The 24,875-nt window shown below is 42.1% G+C and carries 17 protein-coding genes and 1 tRNA gene; 13 read left to right on the forward strand and 5 right to left on the reverse strand.

Annotation, left to right across the window (positions count from 1 at the left end; genetic code table 11):
- Positions 1-3: 3 nt before the first annotated feature.
- The 4 genes from FO442_RS15135 to FO442_RS15150 all read left to right on the forward strand — a co-directional run bounded on the left by FO442_RS15135 (position 4) and on the right by FO442_RS15150 (position 3,258).
- Complete coding sequence (locus tag FO442_RS15135; protein WP_144334054.1) at positions 4-909, forward strand: AAC(3) family N-acetyltransferase; 906 nt, start codon at positions 4-6, stop codon at positions 907-909.
- 154 nt (positions 910-1,063) lie between these two features.
- The gene (gene menB / locus FO442_RS15140; RefSeq protein ID WP_144334055.1) at positions 1,064-1,885 is read left to right on the forward strand and encodes a 1,4-dihydroxy-2-naphthoyl-CoA synthase; all 822 of its coding nucleotides are present in this window, start codon (positions 1,064-1,066) and stop codon (positions 1,883-1,885) included.
- Between the two features lie 78 nt (positions 1,886-1,963).
- The gene (locus tag FO442_RS15145) at positions 1,964-2,818 is read left to right on the forward strand and encodes a mechanosensitive ion channel family protein (RefSeq protein ID WP_144334056.1); all 855 of its coding nucleotides are present in this window, start codon (positions 1,964-1,966) and stop codon (positions 2,816-2,818) included.
- Positions 2,815-3,258: a PaaI family thioesterase gene (locus FO442_RS15150; RefSeq protein ID WP_144334057.1), complete on the forward strand. Its 444-nt coding sequence runs from the start codon at positions 2,815-2,817 to the stop codon at positions 3,256-3,258. The genes FO442_RS15145 and FO442_RS15150 overlap by 4 nt, the downstream gene beginning before the upstream one ends.
- 57 nt (positions 3,259-3,315) lie before the next feature.
- Here the strand turns inward: FO442_RS15150 and folP are convergent, their stop codons facing one another.
- Positions 3,316-4,197 carry a dihydropteroate synthase gene (gene folP, locus FO442_RS15155; RefSeq protein WP_144334058.1) on the reverse strand — a complete coding sequence of 294 codons (882 nt, stop codon included), beginning with the start codon at positions 4,195-4,197 and terminating at the stop codon, positions 3,316-3,318.
- 10 nt (positions 4,198-4,207) lie between these two features.
- On the opposite strand from folP, the gene FO442_RS15160 reads away from it, so the two are divergent.
- The 9 genes from FO442_RS15160 to FO442_RS15200 all read left to right on the forward strand — a co-directional run bounded on the left by FO442_RS15160 (position 4,208) and on the right by FO442_RS15200 (position 20,817).
- On the forward strand, positions 4,208-4,744 hold the full coding sequence (locus FO442_RS15160; protein WP_144334059.1) for a DUF1599 domain-containing protein: 537 nt from the start codon (positions 4,208-4,210) through the stop codon (positions 4,742-4,744).
- 13 nt (positions 4,745-4,757) lie between these two features.
- On the forward strand, positions 4,758-6,659 hold the full coding sequence (locus FO442_RS19005) for a DoxX family protein (RefSeq protein WP_144334060.1): 1,902 nt from the start codon (positions 4,758-4,760) through the stop codon (positions 6,657-6,659).
- A gap of 1 nt (position 6,660) precedes the next feature.
- Entirely contained in the window at positions 6,661-7,422 is a 762-nt protein-coding gene (gene tpiA / locus FO442_RS15170; protein WP_144334061.1) for a triose-phosphate isomerase, read from the forward strand.
- Entirely contained in the window at positions 7,404-8,249 is an 846-nt protein-coding gene (gene prmA, locus FO442_RS15175; protein WP_144334062.1) for a 50S ribosomal protein L11 methyltransferase, read from the forward strand. Before tpiA ends, prmA begins: the two co-directional genes overlap by 19 nt.
- Complete coding sequence (locus FO442_RS15180) at positions 8,246-12,856, forward strand: hypothetical protein (RefSeq protein ID WP_144334063.1); 4,611 nt, start codon at positions 8,246-8,248, stop codon at positions 12,854-12,856. The genes prmA and FO442_RS15180 overlap by 4 nt, the downstream gene beginning before the upstream one ends.
- Positions 12,856-13,479 (forward strand): glycerol-3-phosphate 1-O-acyltransferase PlsY, encoded by a 624-nt coding sequence (gene plsY / locus FO442_RS15185; protein ID WP_144334064.1) that lies wholly within the window; start codon positions 12,856-12,858, stop codon positions 13,477-13,479. The genes FO442_RS15180 and plsY overlap by 1 nt, the downstream gene beginning before the upstream one ends.
- A 30-nt stretch (positions 13,480-13,509) precedes the next feature.
- On the forward strand, positions 13,510-20,238 hold the full coding sequence (locus FO442_RS15190; RefSeq protein WP_144334065.1) for a PD40 domain-containing protein: 6,729 nt from the start codon (positions 13,510-13,512) through the stop codon (positions 20,236-20,238).
- A gap of 83 nt (positions 20,239-20,321) precedes the next feature.
- Entirely contained in the window at positions 20,322-20,591 is a 270-nt protein-coding gene (locus FO442_RS15195) for an ATP-dependent Clp protease adaptor ClpS (RefSeq protein ID WP_144334066.1), read from the forward strand.
- A 152-nt stretch (positions 20,592-20,743) separates the two neighbouring features.
- Positions 20,744-20,817: transfer RNA gene (locus FO442_RS15200), tRNA-Arg, on the forward strand.
- Here FO442_RS15200 and FO442_RS15205 read toward each other — a convergent pair.
- The 4 genes from FO442_RS15205 to FO442_RS15220 all read right to left on the reverse strand — a co-directional run bounded on the left by FO442_RS15205 (position 20,771) and on the right by FO442_RS15220 (position 24,787).
- Positions 20,771-22,384: a recombinase family protein gene (locus tag FO442_RS15205; protein WP_144334166.1), complete on the reverse strand. Its 1,614-nt coding sequence runs from the start codon at positions 22,382-22,384 to the stop codon at positions 20,771-20,773. The two genes, FO442_RS15200 and FO442_RS15205, sit on opposite strands and share 47 nt — an antisense overlap.
- Before the next feature lie 437 nt (positions 22,385-22,821).
- Positions 22,822-23,910 carry a patatin-like phospholipase family protein gene (locus tag FO442_RS15210; RefSeq protein WP_144334067.1) on the reverse strand — a complete coding sequence of 363 codons (1,089 nt, stop codon included), beginning with the start codon at positions 23,908-23,910 and terminating at the stop codon, positions 22,822-22,824.
- Between the two features lie 17 nt (positions 23,911-23,927).
- A complete protein-coding gene (locus tag FO442_RS15215) occupies positions 23,928-24,122 on the reverse strand; it encodes a hypothetical protein (protein WP_144334068.1) in 195 nt (64 codons plus the stop codon).
- Positions 24,123-24,130: 8 nt separating this feature from the next.
- Complete coding sequence (locus tag FO442_RS15220) at positions 24,131-24,787, reverse strand: DUF2272 domain-containing protein (protein WP_144334069.1); 657 nt, start codon at positions 24,785-24,787, stop codon at positions 24,131-24,133.
- Positions 24,788-24,875 lie beyond the last annotated feature (88 nt).

The following is a 24,875-nucleotide window of genomic DNA, read 5'->3' on the forward strand; positions in this document are numbered from 1 at the left end:
GGAATGACGGTATTAAAGAACTTCATTCGCTCATTGATTCCTGGTAAATGGCTTCACGCTTACCGGGAAAGAAAGAAAGATAAACAGCGCAAATCCATTCGGGAACAGGCGGAAAAAGGAGACGGTCTTACCCTGGAGCAATTGATTGCGGATCTGAAGGCTTGCGGGATCAAAGAAGGAGATTCGGTTTTGGTGCACAGCAGTTTTTCGAAGATCGGGTACGTAGCAGGTGGCCCAAAAACAATTGTAGATGGTTTATTGGCTGTTATCGGGACAACAGGAAATCTCCTGATGCCCAGTTCACCGAATCCGGGCTACCAGTTGGATTATATCCGGAATCTGAAGGAGTTTGACGTTCAGAATGATCCTTCCAAAATGGGGGCAATTACGGAATATTTCAGAAAACTTCCCGGAGTGATCCGTTCGGAAAGCCCAACAGAACCTGTTTGCTGTTTCGGGCCGAAAGCGGGTTGGTTTACCGGTGGACATTTGAGCGAACTGACTCCGTATACTCAAAACAGTCCGTTTGCCCGGCTTGCCCAGGTACATGGCAAGATCCTCTATATTGGAGTTACCCTGGACAATGCGGGAACTTCGCTGCATGTGCTGGAAGATGCAGTACCGGATTTCAGTTACCCGGTTTATTATCCGGAGGTTTTTCACGTATCTGTAAAACAAGCAGACGGAACACTTGTTCCTGTTTCGGTCAAAGTTCATAATCCCGAACAGTCTGCAAAACGTAAATGTGACGAACTGCTGCCGATGTTTGAAGCGAAAGGAGTTATGCAGTATTCAACAATTGGGAAAGCAAAGACACTGATCTTCGATGCGGCCAAAATGCTGGAAGTGATGATTGAAGAATACGAAGAAAACGGCGTAACGATGTATACGCCAACCGGTAATAAATAGGAGAGTTTCTTTGCTGCCTATTGGTTCTCCGCCGTTCAAAATGACAAGTTATTACAGCAAAGAATGTAAGAACGCAAAGATTGATAATTATCGGCAAGAGAATGCCAAGTTTTATGCAAGCATTGCTATTTTTGTAGAATCAAAAACAACGAACATGTCAAACAGAAACTGGACAAGTATTAAGTCCTATACAGATATCAAATTCGAATTCTTCGAAGGAATAGCAAAAATCACCATTAACAGACCGAAGGTATACAATGCTTTTCGTCCGGAGACCAATATGGAAATGCTGGACGCATTGGAAATTTGTCGCGAAAGACAGGATATCGGTGTGGTGGTATTGACAGGTGAAGGAGATAAAGCATTCTGTTCCGGAGGAGATCAGAATGTGAAAGGAGTAGGAGGATACATTTCTGAAAACGGAGTTCCCCGGTTGAATGTATTGGACGTTCACAAAGCAATTCGCGCTTTACCTAAGCCGGTTATCGCAATGGTAAACGGTTATGCGATCGGTGGCGGACATGTGCTTCACGTGGTTTGCGACATTACGATTGCTTCCGATAACGCACGTTTCGGACAAACAGGACCGAAGGTAGGAAGTTTCGATGCCGGTTTTGGTTCTTCATTCCTGGCAAGTCATGTGGGGCAGAAAAAAGCGCGTGAGATTTGGTTCCTGTGCGAACAATATACGGCAGATGAAGCTGAAAAAATGGGAATGGTAAATAAGGTTGTTCCGTTGAAAGATTTGGAAGATACAACTGTTCAGTGGTGTCAGACAATTATGAAGCGTTCTCCTCTAGCCATTCGTATGATTAAGCGTGGCTTGAATGCTGAATTGGATGGGCAAAGAGGTTTGATGGAATTTGCCGGAGATGCCACATTGATGTATTACTTAATGGAGGAAGCACAGGAAGGAAAACGGGCGTTTTTGGAAAAAAGAGAGCCGAATTTCCAGCAATTCCCTAAATTTCCTTAGAAAGTTCAATCGTTTAAAGGTTAAAAAGGTTCAAAATTGAACTCTTTGAACTTTTGAACAATTTAAACCAAGACAAGTATGGCACTTTTGGATATCGAAGCTGATTTTCAGCGCATTTTTGGATTTAGCTTAACGGAAGGAAAACAATGGCTCGTTAAATCAGGAACCAATCTGATCTTTGCTGCTATTATTCTTTTCGTTGGTTTTTGGCTGGCTAAATGGATCGGTCGTTTGGTGGTGAAGATCCTGACAAAAGGAAAGGTAGATGCGGGATTAGTAACCTTTTTATCCAGTTTAACGACTATCATTCTTAAAATACTCGTTGTTGTTACTGCAATTACCCAGTTAGGAATCGAAATGACCTCCTTTGTCGCAATCCTTGGAGCGGCAGGATTGGCAATCGGTATGGCATTTTCAGGAACACTTTCCAATTTTGCAGGTGGTGTTATGATCTTGTTGTTCAAACCATTCAAGGTAGGAGATTTTGTGGAAACACAAGGACAGCAAGGAGTTGTTAAGGAAATTCATATTTTTTACACCTATCTGCATACCGCTGATAATAAGGTGATTGTTATTCCGAACGGTCCGGTGGCAAATGGCAATATTATCAACTTTACGAAAGCTGATAAAAGGAGAATTGAATGGATTGTTGGAATATCTTACGGGGATAATTACATGGTAGCCCACGATGCAATTTTAAAGTTCATAAAGGAAGATAAAAGAATCCTCAGAGATCCGGAACCTTTTATCGGATTGGGATCTTTAATGGATTCATCGATTAATATTACGATTCGTGCGTGGGTAAAAACAGATGATTATTGGCCGGTTTATTTTGATATGAATAAGCGTATTTACGAAAGCTTCCCTGAAATGGGATTGACTTTTCCTTTCCCACAGATGGATGTCCATATTACCAAAAGCGAAACTGTATGAAAGACCTGAAACATCACCCGATTATTCAGCAATACATTATCTGGAATCGCTTTGGTGATTTGTTGGGAATGGATTTCGAAGTCAAAGAGAAAGGTCATGTAATGTACCGGATGCCAGTGAAAGACATTCATTTGGCAACTCCTTTTGCAGCACACGGAGGTTCCGTTGCTGCTTTGATCGATGCTGCATTGGGTGTGGCATGCCTGACAGAAGTATGCGAAGATCTGAAAGTTGTTTCAACAGTAAATCTGACGATCTCATACTTAAATCCTGCCCACAAGGGTGATTTGCTGACGGCTGATGCACGCGTAACCAAATCGGGAAAGCGCATACTTTTTGTAGAAGGAAAGGTCATCAACCAAAAAGGGGAGTTGATTGCTACAGCTTCGGCTACAATGAACGCGTATCCTGTTTCGAAAATTAGTGAGAAAGTTTTTTGAGTAATTATCAATTATGAATGACTTAATTATCAAGGGGATGCTCTTGATAATTAATAATTAAATCATTGATAATGACCCTCTGATTTTCTCCCACAATTTCACCGTCTCAACTGCTTCTTTCACGTCATGTACCCGCAAAATATTTGCTCCCTTATCCAGTGCAATGTTATTCAAAACAGTCGTTCCATTCAATGAATCTTCCGCACTTATACCGAGTGTTTTATAAATCAATGATTTTCGTGAGATTCCAACCAAAACAGGACAGTCGAAGAGTTGAAATGCCTCCAGGAAGGAAAACAATTTCAGGTTTTGTTCGCTGTTTTTTGCAAAACCGAATCCCGGATCTATGATGATGTCTTTTACTCCGGCTGTTCGCGCTTTTTCAACTTGTGTTCCCAATTCAACCAAAACCTCCTGTAACAGGTTATCGTAATGGTTCTGTTGTGCCATCGTTTGAGGTGTTCCGCGCATATGCATTAAAATACACGGAACCTGATAATCTGCTGCAATGGAGAAAATTTCCGGATTGATCAGTCCGCCGCTGATATCGTTAATCAGATGAATGCCTTGTTCCAATGCATACTCGGCAACGGCAGACTGAAAAGTATCAACACTTATTTGGATATCAGGATACTTCTCTAAGGCATAGGAAACAGCGAATTTAATGCGTTCAATCTCTTCTTTCTCTGAAATGTGTTCGGCTCCCGGTCTGCTCGAGTAACCTCCTATGTCTAACCACGTTGCGCCGTTTTTGACATGCAGGTCAATCAGTTTTTGTTGTTTTTCGATTGTAGAACTTTGGCTTTCGGAGTAGAACGAGTCTGGTGTACAATTGACAATTCCCATCACCTGAGGTGCAGAAATAGTGAATAACTTACCGCGGATGTTTAGGACCCGTTCTCGTGAAAAAGTTGTATTTTCAAACCTTAAAAATTCCATACTGACATAGATGATACAAACATCGGAACAATATCAACACATCGTACAGGGTTGTAGAGAAATTTTCCTTAAAAAAACGATAGATTACGGAACTTCCTGGCGTATTGCCCGGGCAAGTAGTTTAACGGACCAGATCTTCATCAAAGCCAATCGCATTCGAACGCTCCAGGAAACCAAGGAGAATAAAGTAGGTGAGAGTATAGAAGGAGAGTTTGGAGCAATGGTGAATTATTGTATCATGGCCATTATCCAATCGCGGTCAGCAGATAACATGGGACTTGAATTGACCGCTGAACAAGCCCGGACGCTCTATGATGATGTTGCACAGGAGGCCTTTGAATTAATGGAAAAAAAGAATCACGATTACGGTGAGGCCTGGAGAGATATGCGCGTAAGTTCATTAACCGACATGATTTTGATGAAGTTGTTACGAATTAAACAAATTGAGGATAATGGGGGGAAAACAATTGCTTCGGAAGGGATTGAATCAAATTATTTTGATATTTTGAACTATTCTATTTTTGCTTTGATACACCTTACTCTTTAAACTATTGGTTTCTATGAAAACTACTCGTACCATTTCAGGACATTCATTACCACTCAATGTTCTGTTCGTGATTTTAAATCTGGCGGGGCTTGCTTTAACAACGATGGGCTTTCACGATCATTTTGAAGCTCAGAAAATGTTGTTTGTAAGTATCGGACTGGTTTTAATGTTGTTCTCTGCTGTCGCATTGGTCTTTTTTAAAGGAAGGCTAATGATCGCTACTGTTTCCCGCATAATTGTCGGAAGTTTGTTTATTGTTTCGGGTTTGATTAAAGCGAATGATCCACTCGGATTTTCCTATAAACTGGAAGAATATTTTGAAGACGGGGCCCTTGCTTACCGGATAAAGGAATTTTTTGGAGCTCCGGGTTTTTCATTGGAATACTTCATTCAACATGCGCTGGCACTTTCGGTGATTATTTGTATTGCTGAAATTGTGTTGGGAGTCCTGGTGATCATCGGTGGAAAAATGCGTTTGGTGAGTTGGCTGCTGGTGATCATGATGCTGTTCTTTACTTTTCTTACCTGGCATACCTCCAGCTGCGATGCAAAAACCAAATTTGTGGACAGGGACACTTATTCCTTAGCCATCGCCAAAGAAGCTTCACTTGCAGATACTAAAATCGAGGAGGCGAAAACCAATAAAGAGATCAAGATTATTTCCAAGAATTCCAAAGAAGTAGTGGTTGAAGAATTAAAAGCTCCGCAATGTGTCACTGATTGCGGATGTTTCGGAGATGCCATGAAAGGTTCTGTCGGAAGATCTTTAACTCCGAAAGAATCACTTTGGAAAGACATCGTATTGCTTTACCTGGTAATCTGGATCTTTGCGGCCCAAGGAATGATCAAACCGAATAATGTGCGCCAAAACTGGATCTATGTGCCGATTTCCTTGCTCTTGATAGCGGGACTTTCATGGGTGTTTGACTGGTATTTCCCGATTGTTTTCTCCTTGATTGCCATTTTGGCGGCATTGTGGATTTACCGGGTGCGTAATAAACGGATCGGGAACCATTACAGTTCGGCATTGATCGTGACATGCTTATGCGGGATTTTCATTTGGTATGTGTTGAGATACGATCCTTTGCGCGATTACCGGGCGTATGCAGTAGGGAATTATCTGCCTGATCTGACTAAAAACGGCGATCCGGGAAAATACCAGAGTTTGTTGGTATATAAAAACATTCAAACCGGCGAGAAGAAAGAATACGATGGTTCAAGTAAGGAATTCATGGCTTCCAAAATCTGGGAAAAAACCGGTGAATGGAAATACCTGGAAATGATCAACAAAGAAATCATTCCCATGCGGCTTCCTTCGATTGATACGGCACAATTCAATCCTTCCTGCAGTATTTCATCCTTGTCCGAAGATGAGTTACAGCTTGACGTGGTGAAGAAACAATTAAAGAACACCAAAGTGAGCGGCTTGCGACTGGAAGATAAGGTAACGAAGGAAAGAACAGAAATTCCGGAAGTGGAATACAATGTGGAATCATATCCTCCGGACACGTATGCGATCCTGGATACGATCGAAGTGGAAAATCCGGAACTGTCCGATGTAAGTATCCGCCAATTCCTGTTCACAGCTCCCAAAGTGATTGTCGTATTCTCCAGGAACCTGAAAGAATTCGATTTGAATCATTTAAGTGAGATCAAATCGATTGCTGCAAAAGCGAAAAAAGCAGCGATTCCTTTTGTCTTGGTGGTCGGATCTGGGGATGAGGAAATTGCTGCATTTAAAAAGAAACACGACCTGCATGTGCCTATTTTTATCAATGACGGAGTGGAATTGAAAGCAGTTTCACGAGCAAACCCTGCTTTGATGGTGTTGAGATACGGACGTGTAAAAGGAAAATATACCGGTAACTCATTACCGACATTTAATTGGATTCAACGAAATTTATTAGCAAAATAAGATGCGCTCAAAAATTGTAGCCGGAAACTGGAAAATGAATTTGTCTGAAAAAGAGGCAAAAGAATTGTGTAAAGAAGTAAATAACATGAACATCGGTTCAGAAATCGAAGTGTATATTTTTCCGCCGATGCTGTATGTGAGTGACTGCAAGGCGCTTTCATCGAAAGTAAAAGTAGGTGCGCAAAATGCTTATCCGAAGGATTCCGGGGCATATACAGGAGAAGTCAGTATGTGGCAGTTAAAAGAAGCCGGAATTGATGCTGTTTTGATTGGACATTCCGAACGGAGAGAATATTTCGGGGAAGACCATTCCTTTTTGAAACAAAAACTGGATTCGGCAATTGCTCACGGAATTACCCCGTTCTTTTGTTGTGGAGAACCATTGGAGATTCGGCAAAACGGAACTTTTTTGAGTTACGTAAAAAATCAACTGGAAGAAAGTGTCTTTCATCTTTCGGCAACGGAATTTGAGAAAGTAGTACTCGCATATGAACCGATCTGGGCCATCGGAACCGGTCAAACGGCTACTGCAGAGCAGGCGGAAGAAATGCACGCAGCAATCCGTTCATGGGTAGAAGAGAAGTACGGAAAAGAACTTGCCGGAAAAACATCGGTTTTATACGGTGGAAGTTGTAACCCGGGCAATGCTCAGGCGTTATTCGCATGCGAAAATGTAGATGGAGGATTGATCGGAGGGGCATCTTTGAAAGCTGCAGATTTTTCCGTTTTAGTAGCTGAAAGAACATGGACTATTTTGAATTGACAGTAAATATCGAGCCTAGGGAACCCTGGGCGGATATTTTGGTTGCGGAACTTGCTGAATTGGGTTTCGAAAGTTTTGTTGAAACTGAAAGTGGAATTCAGGCGTACGCTCCAGTTCAAATTGGCGATGTTTCATCCATTTTGAAAGAAACGTGCATCCACAATAACAGCGAAATCAACATGGATTGGAAGCTGGAGAAAATTCCACACCAAAACTGGAACGCGACCTGGGAAGAATCATTTGACCCGGTTTTGGTTGATTCGCGTTTGGCCATTATTGCGCCCTTTCACAATGCAAACGATTTCCCGGAGAGGGAGTTGATAGTCATCCAACCGCAAATGTCTTTTGGTACCGGACATCACCAAACGACCTACCTGATGTCACAATTCCTGCTTGACTTACACTTACTTCCTGAAAGGTTGCTCGATATGGGAACAGGAACGGGTGTTTTGGCCATTTTAGCCGAAAAGAAAGGAGCGAAAGATATTTTGGCCGTTGATATTGAATCATGGTCTGTAGAAAACACACTTGAAAATGCGGCCCGTAATGGTTGCTCAAAGATTCGCGGCCTTCTTGGGGATATCGATTCGATTAAGGAAAACGACTTTGGTGTGATACTTGCTAACATCAATAAAAATGTACTGAAAAGGCATTTACCTGATTACGCAAAATTATGTTCTGATAACGGTTTACTCTATCTGAGCGGTTTCTTTACTTCCGATGTTTCGGAATTGGAGGAAGCTGCCCAAAAAGTGGGCTTTCAATTGGAAGAAGTAAGAGATAAAGAAACATGGGCGTCCATGAAACTTAAAAAAACAGCACTATGAAAAAATGGGGATTCATTTTAATTGCATTAGTATGTACTGCAAATTCATTTTCTCAATCTTATCCGGAAGACAGGGAGAAATTTGTAAAGACCATCAGTTCTCTGACGAGTGATTATTTGGATAAAGAACAGAAAGATTTTCTGAAAGACGAGTTTTCCGTTGCTTTGCTCAAATCAACGGATTTTCCAGATAAGTACTTTTCCAAAATGGTAGCAACCTGCAACCTGATGGAAAGCAAGCGATTAAAAGTTTATCCTGAAATTTACAATTATGTATTTTCCGTTTACTCCTTTGTAAAAAACAAACAGCCCGAATCTTCTTTCACGGCCTGGCATAGTTCGGTAGATAAATTGCTGGATGCTAAGAATGTGAACAAATTCAAGGATTTTATCGAGACATCTGCCGGATTCTTCTCCAAAGGAATGCTTGCCAGCTCTTCCAATGAAGAATGGTATTTCTACGGTACTTATTTATTCGAATTCACGGATAGACCCATCATTAAGTTTACAAACGGAAAACTGGTATGCGGTTTTCCCAATAGGGGAGCGAAAAAAGATGAACCTCGTTTCATCGATTCACTGGTGGTTTACAATACCAATGGAACTTATGACCCGACACTAAAAAAATGGATCGGGCAAGGTGGAAAAGTAAATTGGGTAAAAGTTGGACTAAAGGAAAACGAAACCTTTGCAGAATTGGGAAATTATGATGCATCATTGAAATCGAATTTTATTAAGGCAGACACGGTTGCTTTAACAAGTCCGTTCTTTCCGGGAAAAAAGGTGAAAGGAACCCTGAACGAACGCGCTTTCCGGATCATTCGGGAAGCTGATCGCAATTACCCGCAATTTATTTCCTTTGAACGCAAACTAATCATTAACAATGTGCTTCCGGACATGGATTACGTGGGAGGTTTTTCGTTGCAGGGAGCCAGTGTAATTGGGATTGGAAATGCAACCGAACTTGCTCAATTGACAATCAAACGGAACGGGAAGAAATTCCTGGTAGCCAAGACGCAATACATTGCCATTGAACCTGCTAAGATTGTTTCGAACATCACTCAAACCACCTTGTATGTGGGAGAGAAAGATTCGATTACACATCCGGGAGTCGGTTTTACTTATACCAAGGATTCAAACATCGTTGAATTGACCAGGGGGAAATCGGGTGTGCTGCAATCTCCGTTTACAGATTCGTACCATCAATTGGAATGGTATGTCCAAAAAGTAACCTGGAAGCGCACCGGAACGGACCTGTATTTTACATATGAGTTCGGAACAAGCCAGGAACAGCGAATCGCGCGCTTTGAATCAATGAATTTCTACGATGCAAGATTGTATGACCGTCTCCAGGGAATGGAACAGGTTCATCCGCTTGCCGCCTTGTATAATTATTGTTACAAATACGATGAATTTACGTTGACAGAAGGAAAGGCGGCAACAGCACTTGGGAAAACAATAGACCAGGTAAAAACACAGTTGCTGGATTTGGCTTCTTACGGATTTATTAGTTACGATACGGAGAATAAGATTATCAAAGTAAATCAAAAAACAAAAGTGTTCATTGAGTCCAGAGCAGGTAAACGTGATTACGACAACCTGATCTTTGTTTCAGATATGCGTCCGAAACCGAAATTTGCCCCGGAACAATTAAAAGACAATCCGGCACTTCAAAAAGTAGCTGCACAGGATTCGATCCTGGCAATCCAAAGAAGGTTGATGCCGAATTTCGGGAGTATGAACCTCGGAACAATGGAAATAGCATTAGAAGCAGTTGACCGTGTAACGATCTCGGATGCACAGGGATCATTTGTTTTGCCTGACAGAGCACAAGTGAAAATCACTAAAAACAGAGATTTTAAGTTCACAGGATGGGCTTCTTCCGGTAAATTTGAAATCCATACATTGGAAGCGAATTACGCATACGATGCCAATAAGATCAACCTGATTAAAACTGATAGAAGTTATTTCCGTGCAAAACCACTTTCTCAAGCCGACGGGACAAGGTCTATTGCATTAGGTTCTCCTGTTCATGGGATTGTAGGGGAAATTTTGGTGGACGATCCGACGAATCGTTCGGGGATGAAAAAAGAGATCACCAAATACCCGATCTTAAAATCGACGAAGCCTTCCAAGGTTTACTACAATCAGGAGGACTTATTCAAAGGAGTATATGATTCTGCACGCTTCTATTACACCTGTTTACCTTTTGAAATGGATAGTTTGGATAACTTCTCCGAAAAATCTTTCCGTTTGAAAGGAGAATTGGTTTCAGCAGGAATTTTCCCGGTCATTAAAGAAGATTTGAGAATCATGCCGGATTATTCCCTGGGTTTCAGTACAGTTGCTCCGCCGGAAGGTCATGTTTTCTACGGCACGAAAGCGGTATACAAAAACAAGATCGTTTTATCGAACAATGGATTGCAGGGAGCCGGAGTGATTAACTTTATTCAATCAACTTCCGATTCGAAAGCCTTTACTTTTTTACCGGATTCAACACTCGGATATGCGAAATTCGAGAACAAACCGGTAGAGGCAGGGGTTCAATTCCCGGATGTAAAATCACCTGATGCCTTTATTACTTACGTTCCGAGGCAGAATGTATTAAAAGCATCTTCAACCCAGGAAAATGAGCTGGCTTTCTTTAACGGAGAAGCCAAAATGAAAGGAACGGCGATCATTCAACCTACCGGAATGACCGGATTCGGAATTATTTCGATGCAAAAGGCCAATCTCGGTTCAGATAACTTTAAATTTAAACGCTACGATATCAATTCGGATACCTCTGTCTTTAATTTGAAGAACCCATATCCTGAGGAGGGGGAAAGTCCATTGGCGTTCTCTTCGAATAATGTCAACGCACATATTTCATTCAAGGATCGTAAGGGAGACTTTAAATCGAATGACGGGGAAGAATTGAAAATTTTCCCTGTTATTAAATATGCAGCGAAAGTGGACCTCTTCACCTGGCTGATGGATCAGGATGAAATGGAATTGTCCAAAAAAGGAGGTGGCTCCGGAGATATCAATATCAATACAGATCTGAACCTGGCCCAGCCGAATATGTTCTCGATCCATCCGGATCAGGATTCGTTGCAGTTTGCAGCTCCAAAGGTGAAATTCTCCATGAAAAGCAAAGTGTTGTATTGTTCCAACACGACCTTTATAGACGTAGCTGATGCACGTATTTATCCGGACAGTGCCAAAGTGACCATTCACAAAAATGCAGTAATGGATCCGCTTCTGAACTCCAAAATCGTTGCCAACTATGTAACAAAATACCATACGTTCCTGAACGCGAATACAACCATTGCTGCCAGAAGAAAATATACTTCCGAAGGAGATTATCCGTATTACGATGCGGATTCTGTTAAGACACTCATCCACATGGATAAGATCACGGTTGATTCCACATCCCAAACGGTAGCAACCGGTACAGTAAAAAGTGAAGCCGGGTTCAAACTGAACAAGTACTTTGATTACTACGGTCCGATGAAAATTAGAGCCGCAAACCCATTGATCAGCTTTAGCGGAGCAACGCGCATTAACCACAATTGTGAGAAGTTTGCAAAAAGCTGGATGTCATTCTCGGCTGAAATTGACCCGAAGAATATCCAGATCCCGGTTACACCGAATATGAAAACACTTGATGGACAGGCGATCGCCGCAGGTATTGTGTGGAGAGATTCGCGTCAGAAAGATTCGATCCGTTTGTACCCGACGTTCCTTTCTTCCCTGGAAGATCCGAACGACCCGATTTTTATCACGGCGACAGGCGTACTTCAATATGATTTCTCTTCCAAGGAATTCCAGATCGGACCGAAAGAGAAGTTATTGAACCGCAACGAACCGGGGAACTTCATTTCCTTACATACGGAAAGTTGTTCCATGAATGGTGAAGGAAAGATCAACATGGGAATGGATTACGGGGATGTGACCGTTGATGCGATCGGAACAGTTTCTTACAACCAGCAAAGCGGTCAAACCGATGTCAATGCAACCCTGAAGCTAAATCTCCCAATGGATAAAGGTGTATGGGAAAGTGCCGGTCAGCGTATTGTGGATTACGAAGGTTCCAAACCGTTATCATTTGAAACGACCAACATCGAACAAGCCTTGTTGATGTGGGGAGATCGGAAGACGGCAGACAAGATCAAATCGGATTATACCCTTTCCGAAGACAAGAAGGTGAAACGTTTGCCGGATGAAATGGAAAAATCGATCGTGATTACCGGAGTACATTTGAAAAATATCCCGTTGACGAAAGATATCCGCGGTTTAATGTCAAGCCTGGAAGGTGCTGCAATTGTGAACTTATATGGAAAACCGGTAATGAGACAAGTGGTGTTCCGGGCTGCGTTTGAACAGATCTATTCTCAAAATGGCGACCATTTCACGATCATGATGCAGGTTCCGGGTGGACCGGATTACTTGTTGGATTATGGAATGATGAAGCGTGACGGAACCCTGAATATCATCACAAGTGATTCAGAACTTGCGAATTCCATCAATGCAATCAAAGAAGATAAACGCAAATCAAAAGGTTTCTTATACCAAATCTCAACAAATAGCGTGTATTTAGGCAAACTAAATGCTATTTTTGAATAATGAATTGGACTGATTTTTTATGGGCCATACCTGCATATTTTTTAGGATCAATACCAACAGCAGTTTGGGTAGGTCGTGCAAAATATGATTTAGATGTAAGAGAACACGGAAGTAAGAATGCGGGAGCTACGAATACTTTTCGGGTACTTGGAAAAAAAGCAGGTAGGGTGGTTCTGACAATAGATATTTTAAAAGGAATGCTGGCAGTACTGTTACCGTATTTTGTACTGCCAGTTAAATTTTCTGATCCGCATTTAACGCATATTCAGCTGGTAGCTTCCTTCATGGCGGTTTTGGGGCATGTTTTCCCCATTTTTGCCGGTTTTAAAGGAGGGAAAGGAGTGGCAACTTCTTTGGGAGTGATCGTCGGGTTACAGCCCGCAGCCGCAGCTATTTGCCTGGTTGTGTTTTTAATTGTCTTTATTACAACTCACTATGTCTCTTTGGGATCGATCAGTGCAGCCGTTGTATTTTCAGGTTGTTTGTGGTTATTTCCAATAAATACGTACGCTTTGCCTATCTTTGGGTCATTGTTGGCGTTCATTGTCATTTTTGCCCACCGGAAAAATATCACCCGGTTACTGGATGGGACAGAAAGTAAAATGAACCTTTTTAAGAAATAAGCGTATTGCCTCTAAAACAATAAGTTGAGCTTGAAGTCATTTAAATGGATAAATGGTTGGTTACTACTATTTCTGTTTGTTCAAACAGCTCACTGCTCCTTTGCCCAAGAAACCGAAGCGGATTTAAAAGCCAAAGCTGATAAACTCTTCGATGCAGAGCTTTTTGTAGAGGCTACTCCGCAATTTCTGCACCTGATCGCACTCAATCCGCGGTCACCGGAATACAACTATAAATACGGGACGTGCCTGCTTTTCAATTCGTATAAAAAACAGGACGCATTCAAATACCTGAATTTTAGTATTACTGATCCCAACATTGCCCCGGAAGCGTATTTTTACCTGGGGAAGGCATATCACCTGAATTTCCAGTTCAACGAAGCTATCAAGAATTACAATCTCTATATTCAAAAAAGCGGGGGAAAACCCCATGCAGGTTTCGACATTGATCACCAGATCGAAATGTGCCAGAATGGAAAAAAATTACTCACAACCATTACGGACCTGGTGGTACTGGAAAAGAAAGAGATCGAGTACAGTTCTTTTTTTCGCTTATATAATTTGGCCGATATTGGCGGGGTCATTCTGATTACAGCCGAATACCAGTCCAAGATTGATAAAAAGCGAAACCACACGCCCTTGATCCATTTCCCGGATAAGGCACAAACAATTTATTACTCTTCTTACGGAGATTCTGAAAAAGGAAGTAAGGACATTTATTGCAGAAAACGGCTGCCCGATGGGAAATGGGGCCTTCCCGCTTTGGTCAGTGGAAATGTGAATACTGCTTTCGATGAAGATTTTCCATACCTGAGCCCGAACGGAGAATATTTGTATTTCTGTTCCAAAGGACATAATTCCATGGGAGGATTTGATGTCTTCCGTTCGAAATTTGACCCGGAAACCAATTCCTTCGGTCAACCGGAGAATATGGATTTTGCCATTTCTTCGCCGGATAACGACCTGTTCTATGTGGTCGATTCATTGGAAAAGAATGCCTATTTCGCATCCACCCGTCAAAGTCAGAATGGAAAGATCCACGTATACAAAGTGCGGGTAGACCGCGTTCCGCTGCAATTGGCGATCATCAAAGGAGAATTTTATTCGACCATTAAACCTGAAAATAAAAAGATCAGTATCAAAGTAACGGATGTTGCTTCCGGGAATGAGATCGGGGTATTCAGGTCCAATGAAAAAGGAAGTTACCTGATTACGCTTCCAAAAGGCGGGAAGTACACTTATGAAATGACCGTTGAAGGGAACACGAATGTTCACCGGTCGCAGGTAAATGTTCCGTTCCTGAAGGAATTCAAGCCCTTGAAGCAGAAAATCCAGGAAGAATCATCCGGTTCGGGTGAACAACTTGTCCGGGTAGTAGACCAGTTCAATGAAGAAGTAGATGATGCGTCGGGTATTTTGGCGGAAGTCATTCGCACACGTGCCGAATTGAATGTAAATGCCGGAAATTTTGATATCAATGCCCTGGATGCACAAAAGGAAAACAAAAAAGTATTGGCGGATATCGGTTTGGAAGGAGCATCCAACCAGGAGATTATTTCAAAATTTGAGATGATCCAGCAAAAACAGGAACAAAAAACGGATGGATTGACTCGCCTGGAAGCCGGTTCCCTGGTTGCTATTGTAGAAAAAGCGGAACAGGTTGAAGCATTGCAGGCTGAAGTAAAAAAAGACGTTGCCAAAGCAAATGCAGCAGGTACAAATGAAGAAAAGAACGATATTTTATTGGCTGCAAATGATAAGGTGGCTAAGATTTTGGAACTGAAGGAAGAAATTCAGCGCATTGATGTTTTTGCCGACAGTATTTCCAAGTTGATACCGAACGAACAGGAAAAACTGAAAGCGATTACGGAACTGAAAGAAACGGTCAGTAAATCGGTAATAGAAGAACAATACGATGCACTCAAGAAAGCAGTCAGCGCAAAAGCCGATTTGGTGAAAAGTATCGAGAGCGAAAAAGAATCGCACCCGGTAGACCATTTGTTGGCACAAAATGAAAGCATTGGCAAACAGTCTGAGAAACTGAAGAAACAATTGGGTTCGTACCAGGATAGCCAAGCTCTCTTAGAGAAAGAAATTGCGGCTTTAAAAACGGAATTGGCTGATGCGAAGACAAAAGATCAGCCTGCAATTCAATCCAAAATCGATTCTAAAGAGGCTGAAAAACAGCTGGTTTCGGAAGAAATTAACCGGTTGGGGGACAAGGTGGCGGATCTGAATAAAAAAGAGATTGGAAATACCAAGCAGATCACCTTTATCAACAACCTGCAGCAAACAAACGATAACAAAACAGTTACGAAGACAGAAGCGGATGCAAAAGTAGAAGCGATCAACTCGAACAATGTACGTTCTTTGGAGTCATATGTAAAAGAACAGTTCAAATCCATTGATACCACACAGATTACCGCAAGAACAAACGACATTCTTGCACAGGAATCCAAAACGCGGGTAGAAGCTTTTGAAACAGATTATGCCGCGGCACAGGAAGCCGTCGACAAGCAACCGGATTTGACACACGAAGAAAAAGTTGCTTTGAAAGTCAAGAATAACGAACAGTTGGATAAGAAACTGATACAGGAGTTGGCAAAAATCGATGAAGGCCTGGCAAAGAATCCGAGCGATACGAAATTGATCGAGCAGAAAAAAAACGTTCTGACTGCCAAAACCGAAAATGAGAAAAACAAAGAAACCATTCTTTCGGAATCGCAATTGCCTGTTAATACATCAACTACCCCGGAAAACGAATTGGCAGCGTTGATGCCGGATTATGATACTGAAATCAAGAATGCAGGAAATCATTCGGATGAAGAACAACGTTTAAAGAGCCAGAACCAAGTAGATGAATCCTTGCTGGACCAGGTAGATAAAGCATTGGAACAGGTTTACGAATCCCTGACTAAAGATCCTTTGAATCAGAAGTTACAAGACAAAAAAGAAGCTTTAACAAAACTGAAAAAGGATAAGGAAGCAACGGTTAAAGAACGCCAGGAAAAACTAAACGAACTGGAATCCGTTCAAAACGAACAGCTTGGGTCAGTGACTATCGAAAAGGAATTGATGCAGGTTGCGCCGCATTACGAGGAAGAAAAGAAGGCAATTGGTGAAGAGAACGGATTGGGTGAGTTGAAAGCACTCAACCAATTGGAAACAAAAACCATAAATGCAATCGATAAGGAATTGACCGTTCTGAGTCCGAAAACCGATGCAGTAAGCACCAAACGAAAAGAAGTGTTGTTGGATCTGAAAAAACAATTTGAGGAGAACATTGCTTCCAGGGATGCGGAAATCAATGCTTTAACGACAACAGCTGTTGTTGAATCGAAGAACCCGGAAACGGATTTGGTAAAAGAGGTCCGTCCGTCATACGAAGAAAATATGACCAAGATCAAAGCAAGTACCGCTTCTTCCGAAGAGAAAATGAAACTGCTGATCGACGAAGAAGTGAAATTACTCACGGCTATTAAGGAAAAACAGAACAACATTAAGAAAGTCATTGCAAAGAACCCGACAGATTCCGTTTCGATTAACAAATTGTTCGATTTAAACCAACTGGAAACCATTCACGAATCGACGCTGGATGAAGCGAAGCAGACGGCTGTTTCCCAGGTTAAAGCAACATTGAAGAATGAACAGGTACGCCAGGAGGTGATGCCTGAATATCAGGCATTAAGCACGGATGAAATTCAGAACCTGAGCAAAGACGAAGCTGTAAAGAAATTAGAAGAAGAACAAAAATTACAGGCTGCGATTGAAAAACAGATCCAGTCCAACAGCAAAGCCATTGATAAAGAGTTTTCAGCAGAAAAAATTGCTGAGAACCAGGTGTTGACAGAATTGCTGCAGCAATCAAAAGAAACGGAAGAAGAGCTGAAAGCTTCGGCAAGCAAAACACCGGTCGCAACCCGCCCAACATCGGATGTGGCAAGTTTGGAGACTGTGTTGGGAAGCGAATACGCGTTCGCGATGACACAAAAGCCCGGAACAAGAGAGGAGGCAGCAAAACAATTGCAGATACTGAATGAGCTGTCTGAAACTATCGGGACAAAAATTGCTGAAGAGAAGCGTGCTTCGAATCCCGATACGGAAAAGATTGCAAAACTGGAAAAACAGTTGGAAGAGGTTGTTGCCCGGAAAGAAATTGTGGAAGCTGAAACTCCGACCGCAACAATCAATCATGCTTCAGAAGTTGCTTCTTTGGAAAAAGTACTTGGGGATGAGTACGAATTTGCCATGATCCGAAAACCGGTTAGCAAGGAGGAAGCTGCAAAGCAGTTGCAGATTCTCAATGAATTATCCGAAAGCATCGAATCAAAAATAGACGAGGAAAAACGCTCCGAAGCTCCTGACCCAAAGAAAATTGAATTGTTGGAGAAACAGCTGGATGAGATTCGCAAACGCAAGGGAGTCATTGAAATTGAAACACCTGTTGCGGTTAAAACGGTTGTCTCTGAAAACCCGCAAGCGGATTTGGTGAAGTTGAAGGAGGAGGAAAATCAATTAAAAAAACAGTTAAATTCATCGACTTCTGCAAAGGAAAGAACCGAGATCGGGAATAAACTGGCTGCCAACAAGGATGCACAACAGAAAACGGAAACGGCAATCCAGGAACAAACGGTCCTTGCATTGGGAAATACCACTGCTGAAAAGAAGCAAACACTGGAATCCCTTCAGACAACGGACCTGGTGAAGCAATCAGTCCTGGATCGCATCGTTGTAACGACTCATACTGCTGATCCTGTCCTGGAGAAAACAAGCCAGGTCACGTTACTGGATGCCGCAACCGAATATTTGAGCAGTCAAAAGATCTTTGACGAAACGAAACAGACCGTTCAAACCGAAACGGCACTAAAAGAACAAAAAAGACGCTTCTTCATTGAGATCGGTGAAATTGAAAGTGAGCTCAAAAAGGCCGGTACCGATCCGAAACAGGCTGAAACTTTAACCTTGCAAAAACAAGCCTTTGAAAATGCGACTGCTAGGATCGATCAGCAGTTGAATGCCCTTGCAAGTGAAAAGACTTACGACCTGATCAATGACCCTGCTTTGACGAAAACCGTTTCGGTTGAAGAAGAGCAGGCAATCGCTTCCAGCAAGGATTATCCGAAATTGCGGGAACAACAGCAAGAAATCAATCGTTTGAAAGAAGCCGTGAACCAGGTGAAGGTCAAACTGGAAGAAAAACGCAAGGAATATGTCGCAGCGAAAGATCCTGCTGAACGGGCAGAGCTTCAAACACAGATTCAGCAACTAGCGAATGATCTGACTGCTAAAAATGAACAGATTGGTGAAAAAGAACGTATCCTGAATACGACTTTGAATGCGGTAGAAGGAGACAAACAAGCATGGAAAAATGTGCTGACACGTGAAGTACAACCGAAATCGATTGTTTCCACAACCATTGCAGATGTTTTGGCACCGGAAGTAGGAAACGGATTTGAGATCCGGAATGAACCGGCGGCTAATCCGATTGTGGTGAAAAAAGCAATCCCGGTAGGAGTGAAAGCACCGACAGGACTGGTTTACCGTGTTCAGGTGGGAGCTTTTGCCAAACCGATCCCGGAAGATCTGTTCAAGGAATTTACACCGGTTACCGGGGAAAAGCTTGACAATGGAATTACGCGTTACCTGGCCGGGTACTTCGGAAATCGTCAGAAAGTGCTGGATGCGCAGCAGGATATTCGCGCTTTGGGTTACAAAGATGCTTTCGTAGTGGCTTATTGCGATGGAAAACGCATCAGCCTGGCAGAAGCGCGGCAATTGGAAGAACAAGGATTGTGTAAGCCGATGCGGCAGGATTCGATCGTGATGGAGGTCATTCAAAATACCATTGCCCAGCTTCCGGCAGATACCATTGCCAAATACAAAACAGAGCCGAAAGTCAGTGATTACAATAAAGCACCGGGAGCCGTTACAGCCATTGCGAGTGAAGAGATCAACGGATTGTTTTATACCGTTCAGGTGGGAGTATACAACCGTCCGGCAACGAAAGAGCAATTGCATGACATTCATCCGCTGGTGACACGCCGTTTGGAAAATGGGCAGATCCGTTATTCCACAGGAACTTTCCGTTCGGTCGACGATGCACGTCCGAAAAAGGCAGAAGCCGTGGAAAACGGGGTTTCCGATGCGTTTATTACCGCTTATTTCAACGGGGAACGGATCTCTTTGCAGGAAGCGAAGAGGTTATTGGCAGAGCAGGGAGAAGCAATTTTGTTTAAAGAACAGGAATTGCCGAAAGTTCAGGAAACCCTGGTAAATGAACAGATTGCAGAAGAATATGCGAAGGAAAACCCGGTGATTGAGAAACCGGTTCGCAACCACTACGCGCTGGTTTCAAAAGAAAGCTATTCCGAATACCCGCGCAAAATCCTGAACCAATTGCGTGTACAGGGTGATTTTTATTTCGATCAGACAGATTCGCGCATTCATACTCAGGCAAGCGAAGAATTGCCTCGTTTGGTCAGCACTGCAGTGGTGTTCGATACGCTTGTTCAAACTCCGGTAAAACCAAACGAATCATCCATAACTGATGAACCAAATAAGAACTTAGTTGTAGGAACTTGGGACTTTAAGGAGGTTCCAGGATCATGGGCTAACTGGTTGCTGCGCTTAACACTTCCGTATGAGGTAATAACCAAATCCTCTACGATTGAGATTTCGATGAAAGTTAGTGGGGAAGAGCAGCGGAAAGAAGTAGAAGGGCTTTTTACGGCAAATGGAGCACGAATAAAAACAGTCCAATAGCTTCGGGAAATAAACAAAAACGGGATTTCTCGATCTTGGATGGGATCTCAGAAAGTACTAACTTTGTAAAACAAACAAAAGAGATGCAAACGCTTGAACAGAACGAAACAGAAGTTTTAGAATTACTGACAGAACAGAAGGACCTGGTTGTTTACAACGACGATTTCAACACTTTCGATCACGTGATCGAGTCGTTGATCAAAGTATGTAAGCACGAGGTAGAACAAGCAGAGCAGTGTACATGGATCATTCATTTCAATGGAAAATGCCAGGTAAAACGCGGAGATTATGAAAAACTGGAACCGATGTGTACTGCGCTGTTAGAAAGAGGAATAACGGCTGAAATCCAGTAGGAATTCACCTGAAGGATAAAAAAAAGCGCATCGATCGCTTGCAAAAATGAAAAAAGCACGTATCTTTGCACCCATCTAAAGACAAGGCTCATAGCTCATCCTGATAACTATCGGGAGAATAGAGCAAGAAAATTTGAAATAGATAAAATAACGGCCTCGTAGCTCAATTGAATAGAGCATCAGATTACGGCTCTGAAGGTTTCAGGTTTGACTCCTGACGAGGTCACTCGAGCGGGGATAGCATCAAAATTGATACTATCCCCGTTTTTCTTTCCCTCAAAAAAGTTTGATAATCTTGGTATTGGCTGAAAGTAAGTATTGATTCGAGGGGTTTGAAATCGGTCATTTTTTCGGTCATAAATAATCCCCTCGGGGAACAGGATATTTTGAAAGATCATGCGCTGACCAATAGAAGCGTTTTCCCACCATAATAGGGGCTTTTGGCAGAATTTCACTATCAGTTTTAAGCACTTTTCGAGGTTTGAACTGCCTTTTTTGATTTTTGCCATTAAATCTTCTACTTCCATCATTTCAGCGGTGAACTTTGCTTGGAATTTGTCGAACATTGGTCGATCAATTACACCCGTTACCAACTTTTCTTCTGCTGTTTCAATTTTCTTTTTCAGTTCTGAAATTTTAGCGGAGTACAGTTTCTTGTTTTCCTGCTGTTCTTCAAAAAGTGCGCTGTACATAACCTCAATACCGATTTTTATTAGTTCGGTTTGTTCTACATTTATTTCGTACTCTGAAACGAGCGTTTTAAAGTACTCGTGCAGTTGCTTTGCGCTTTTACTTGTTTTACACCCTACTGTTCTGCATTTGTAGTACCATAAGTTCTTTTTACGAACGATAAAGCCCGTTAGTGGTGTTCCACATTCAGAACAACGAGAAAAGCGTTTTAAGGGCAAATTTTCGTCCTCTGCTTTGTGCGAAACGGGTTGGTTACGATTCAATTCTACCACGTTGTTCACTTTTAGAAAAACTTCCCTTGAAACCATTGGTTCGTGTTTCCCCTCTATTGCCCGATTCGGAACTAACTTTGATACAATGATTCCGCAATAGTATGGGTTCGCGAAAATCTCACATAATCTGCGGTCATCCAGTTTTAGCCCTAGTGCTTCCAACCGCTTTAATATCTCGCAATTCCGCATTTGTTTCTCTGCTTTCCACATAAAAGCTTTACGCAACAATTTACCTTCCTCGTTCAATACAATTTGTTGGTTAACCGCTTTTCCTTTGTTTAGGTTCACGTAGCCCCGTGGAATTGAATAGGGGGTATAACCCTTTTCGACCAATTCCCGCATTCCGCTAACTGTTTTATCCTTTCGCATTTGGTTATCCAAATGACCGAATAAAAGCATGATGTTACGTTGGAATTCTCCCGTGATCGTACTCGGGTCAATTCCCTGCGATACGGATAGGGTTGTAACTTTGTATTGTTTCTGCAAATCCTGTGCAATCTTCATTCCGTCCGCTCCTGTGCGTGAAAAACGTTCATAGCTGTAAACAAGAATGAAATTTACACGTTTGTTACGCTTCACGAAAGTTAGCATTCGGTTGAATTCCTTTCTATCGTCCGTTTTCGCGGATTCGTGTGTTCCTCCGAAGTACTGAACAACGTTGTAACCGTTTGCGCTTGCGTATTCCTCACAACGTTTGCGTTGTGTTTCTAAGCTAGTGTTATCCTCTTGGGATGAATGAGAAACACGGGTATAAATTACCGCGTTTTTTCCTAGTTGTGTGCTATCAATTCCCTTTGGTGCGAATTGATCGAAAACACTTAATTTACTCATGATTCAAATTATTAGAGTTAAAGAATGTATCGAGTAGAGCCAAACTAATTGTTTCAATATTTGCAATCAGTTGCTCGTACTGTTTTTTGGTAATGCTTCGATATTGGGGAAGTTTCGAAATGTATTGAAACGAAAGCTTTTCCCGTAGCTTCTCTTTCGCAAGTTCAATGCGATGTTTAGAAAATGATTCCATGGGGGAAGCTTTTAGCGTTAATCCCCTTTTTAGAACCCGTACAAGCTTTAAAGTTGTTTGTACTATATACTTTGTATTCTCTAGCATTTGAGCGTTTTAAATACTGTTTTTCCGTTGTTTTCATTGCAATTCAAATGATATTTTATTAATCCAACCCACCCATTTTTGAAAAAAAATCAAAAAAAACGCTGAACCCCAGTATTTACAAGTGATTCAGCGTTTCTATTTTGGGGTTCGTGCGTTATTACTCCCAATCCGGTGAATTCACCACTGATTGAGCGGTTAAATACCCGTGCAAATACGAATCCATGACCATACTACGGGAAAAGTCCAAAGCCCCGGAAAGTTCGCGGAGCGGTTCAATGATCTTCACGTTGAACCGTCGAAGCTTGCGACCACTTTCCGAAAATAATTCAACATTCTTTTTTTCCGCTTGTTTTACCAATCGGTTGATTCGTAAAAACTCGCTTGCGTCCGAATCCCCGATTTCGCTCAATGCTATATCGTAGATACTTCGCTGAATTACGTTGAGAATGTTCGGTTTTTCTTTCATGGTTGGGATTAAGCCCGTACGGGTTGAAATAATCAGAAAATAGTATTCGTCTGAATCGTTTTGGTTCAACACATAACGAACCGCATCCCCCAAAGGGTTCACGTTTCGAAGCCCACCATCGACCAGGTGCGAAGTTTCAAATTGAGTGGTTGAAATTCGATCAACTGGCGACCAGATCAGGGGCATGGTGGAAGATGCTAAAACAGCCTTTTGAAAATCGGAATTATCCCGAAATTCTGTGTGTTTCGCGGTGTAATAGTTGCCGTCTGTTAGTGATACAAAACCCGCCTGAAAGACCTCGCTTTTGATGTCTTTGAGCTGAACTAGCAATTGCACTTTTTCGAACAGCGGTGTATTATCTGCTACTGCGGTTAATGTTTTGAGTTTAGCAATGATCTTTTGCAGGATTTTTTCACGTGTACCTTTGAATAACAACCCCACTTTTTGGAACGCATTGATTTCGGATAATAGAAATTTCCCTAGTCGTTCGGTATCTAGTGAGGTTTTGTTATTCTCGGTCTTTAAAAATTCGCTGATGAAGATTTCTTCCGGTCGTCCTGCAATGTGATTCCACAACTCAAAGAGTTGTTTGTTTTTACCCATTGCGATCATTGCGCCATTGAGCGCACCGGCAGACACTCCGAAAACCGCGTGTGGAATTCCTGGCTTTTCTTGCCCGTTTCCGAAGTTGATTCCGTCTTTTAGGATGCGTTGCCACGCACCAACTTGAAACGCTCCCCGCGCTCCGCCTCCTGTGAGGATTACAATTAATTTTTTCATGATGTTTTGATTTAGGGTTATGCTTTTCGAACTCGAGCGTTTTTATATCTGTTACTGTTGTTCAATTGGTCGGCATAACGTTGTGCTTGTTCTTTGGTGGCGTAAACTATTGTCGTTACGTCTCTTTTCCATTTTCCAGTATGCAAAAGCATAGAATATGAAACCCGAAAACCATTCTGTTTTTTGGCTGATTTACTCTTTTTAGATTTCATGATTTTGATTATTTGATATTGTTTTGAATGACCATGAAAAAGGGAACTTTGTTTCCTGAAAGCTTCCCGTTTGCATCGGTCTTGTAGGTGGAAATCCTGACTGAATTACTTACGTTTCCACCAATCGCCTTGATGTAGTTATTCCCCTTTTCAATGACTAATTCGCCATGTGCAGGAAAGAAGCCCGTTGAATCGTAGCCCTTTCCACTTTCACGGGTATAAACGACCAAATCCCCGACTTTTGGTGCGTATTCTGAAACCCTAAATCCTCTAAGTGGAGCGTTTTTATTATCGCGGTTTGCTTTCGCCTTTTGAAAATACCCAGCGTGTGAACTTGCGTAGGGGAATTGGTTTTCCGCTCCCGCTTTGTAAAAGAGGTATGAAATGAATGCACTTGACCACGGATAAGTTGATTGAACCGAGGAATTTTGCATTTGTGAAGCCGTGAAATTAATCTTTACGGCTTTCCAGTAATCTATAAGATAATTGCTTGCTTGTTTTGATAGTTCTGTGATTGCTTCCCATTTGGTGGCTTCACCTTTCGCGATCCGAATAAGCCTTTTTACGAAGGTATTTCGGTTGAAATAAAAGTAAAGTGCTATTGCTGTTCCGGCGGTTAATAAAATGACAACACTCGAAATCAGTATGATACGATTTGTTTTCATTACTTTGGTGCTTACAAAAGGTGATTTCCGAAAGAAAAGAAGAAGGCGGGAGTTTAGAACGTGTTTCAAGGTGTCTCAAACCAAACTT

Origin of the sequence: Fluviicola chungangensis, assembly GCF_007558725.1 — a bacterium.
Taxonomy (GTDB): Bacteria; Bacteroidota; Bacteroidia; order Flavobacteriales_D; family Crocinitomicaceae; genus Fluviicola; species Fluviicola chungangensis.

Excerpts from the sequence above, each read along its gene's own strand:
- FO442_RS15135 (WP_144334054.1), top strand. The coding sequence starts at position 4 with ATGACGGTATTAAAGAACTTCATTCGCTCATTGATTCCTGGTAAATGG.
- menB (WP_144334055.1), top strand. The coding sequence starts at position 1,064 with ATGTCAAACAGAAACTGGACAAGTATTAAGTCCTATACAGATATCAAA.
- FO442_RS15145 (WP_144334056.1), top strand. The coding sequence starts at position 1,964 with ATGGCACTTTTGGATATCGAAGCTGATTTTCAGCGCATTTTTGGATTT.
- FO442_RS15150 (WP_144334057.1), top strand. The coding sequence starts at position 2,815 with ATGAAAGACCTGAAACATCACCCGATTATTCAGCAATACATTATCTGG.
- folP (WP_144334058.1), bottom strand. The coding sequence starts at position 4,197 with ATGGAATTTTTAAGGTTTGAAAATACAACTTTTTCACGAGAACGGGTC.
- FO442_RS15160 (WP_144334059.1), top strand. The coding sequence starts at position 4,208 with ATGATACAAACATCGGAACAATATCAACACATCGTACAGGGTTGTAGA.
- FO442_RS19005 (WP_144334060.1), top strand. The coding sequence starts at position 4,758 with ATGAAAACTACTCGTACCATTTCAGGACATTCATTACCACTCAATGTT.
- tpiA (WP_144334061.1), top strand. The coding sequence starts at position 6,661 with ATGCGCTCAAAAATTGTAGCCGGAAACTGGAAAATGAATTTGTCTGAA.
- prmA (WP_144334062.1), top strand. The coding sequence starts at position 7,404 with ATGGACTATTTTGAATTGACAGTAAATATCGAGCCTAGGGAACCCTGG.
- FO442_RS15180 (WP_144334063.1), top strand. The coding sequence starts at position 8,246 with ATGAAAAAATGGGGATTCATTTTAATTGCATTAGTATGTACTGCAAAT.
- plsY (WP_144334064.1), top strand. The coding sequence starts at position 12,856 with ATGAATTGGACTGATTTTTTATGGGCCATACCTGCATATTTTTTAGGA.
- FO442_RS15195 (WP_144334066.1), top strand. The coding sequence starts at position 20,322 with ATGCAAACGCTTGAACAGAACGAAACAGAAGTTTTAGAATTACTGACA.
- FO442_RS15205 (WP_144334166.1), bottom strand. The coding sequence starts at position 22,384 with ATGAGTAAATTAAGTGTTTTCGATCAATTCGCACCAAAGGGAATTGAT.
- FO442_RS15210 (WP_144334067.1), bottom strand. The coding sequence starts at position 23,910 with ATGAAAAAATTAATTGTAATCCTCACAGGAGGCGGAGCGCGGGGAGCG.
- FO442_RS15215 (WP_144334068.1), bottom strand. The coding sequence starts at position 24,122 with ATGAAATCTAAAAAGAGTAAATCAGCCAAAAAACAGAATGGTTTTCGG.
- FO442_RS15220 (WP_144334069.1), bottom strand. The coding sequence starts at position 24,787 with ATGAAAACAAATCGTATCATACTGATTTCGAGTGTTGTCATTTTATTA.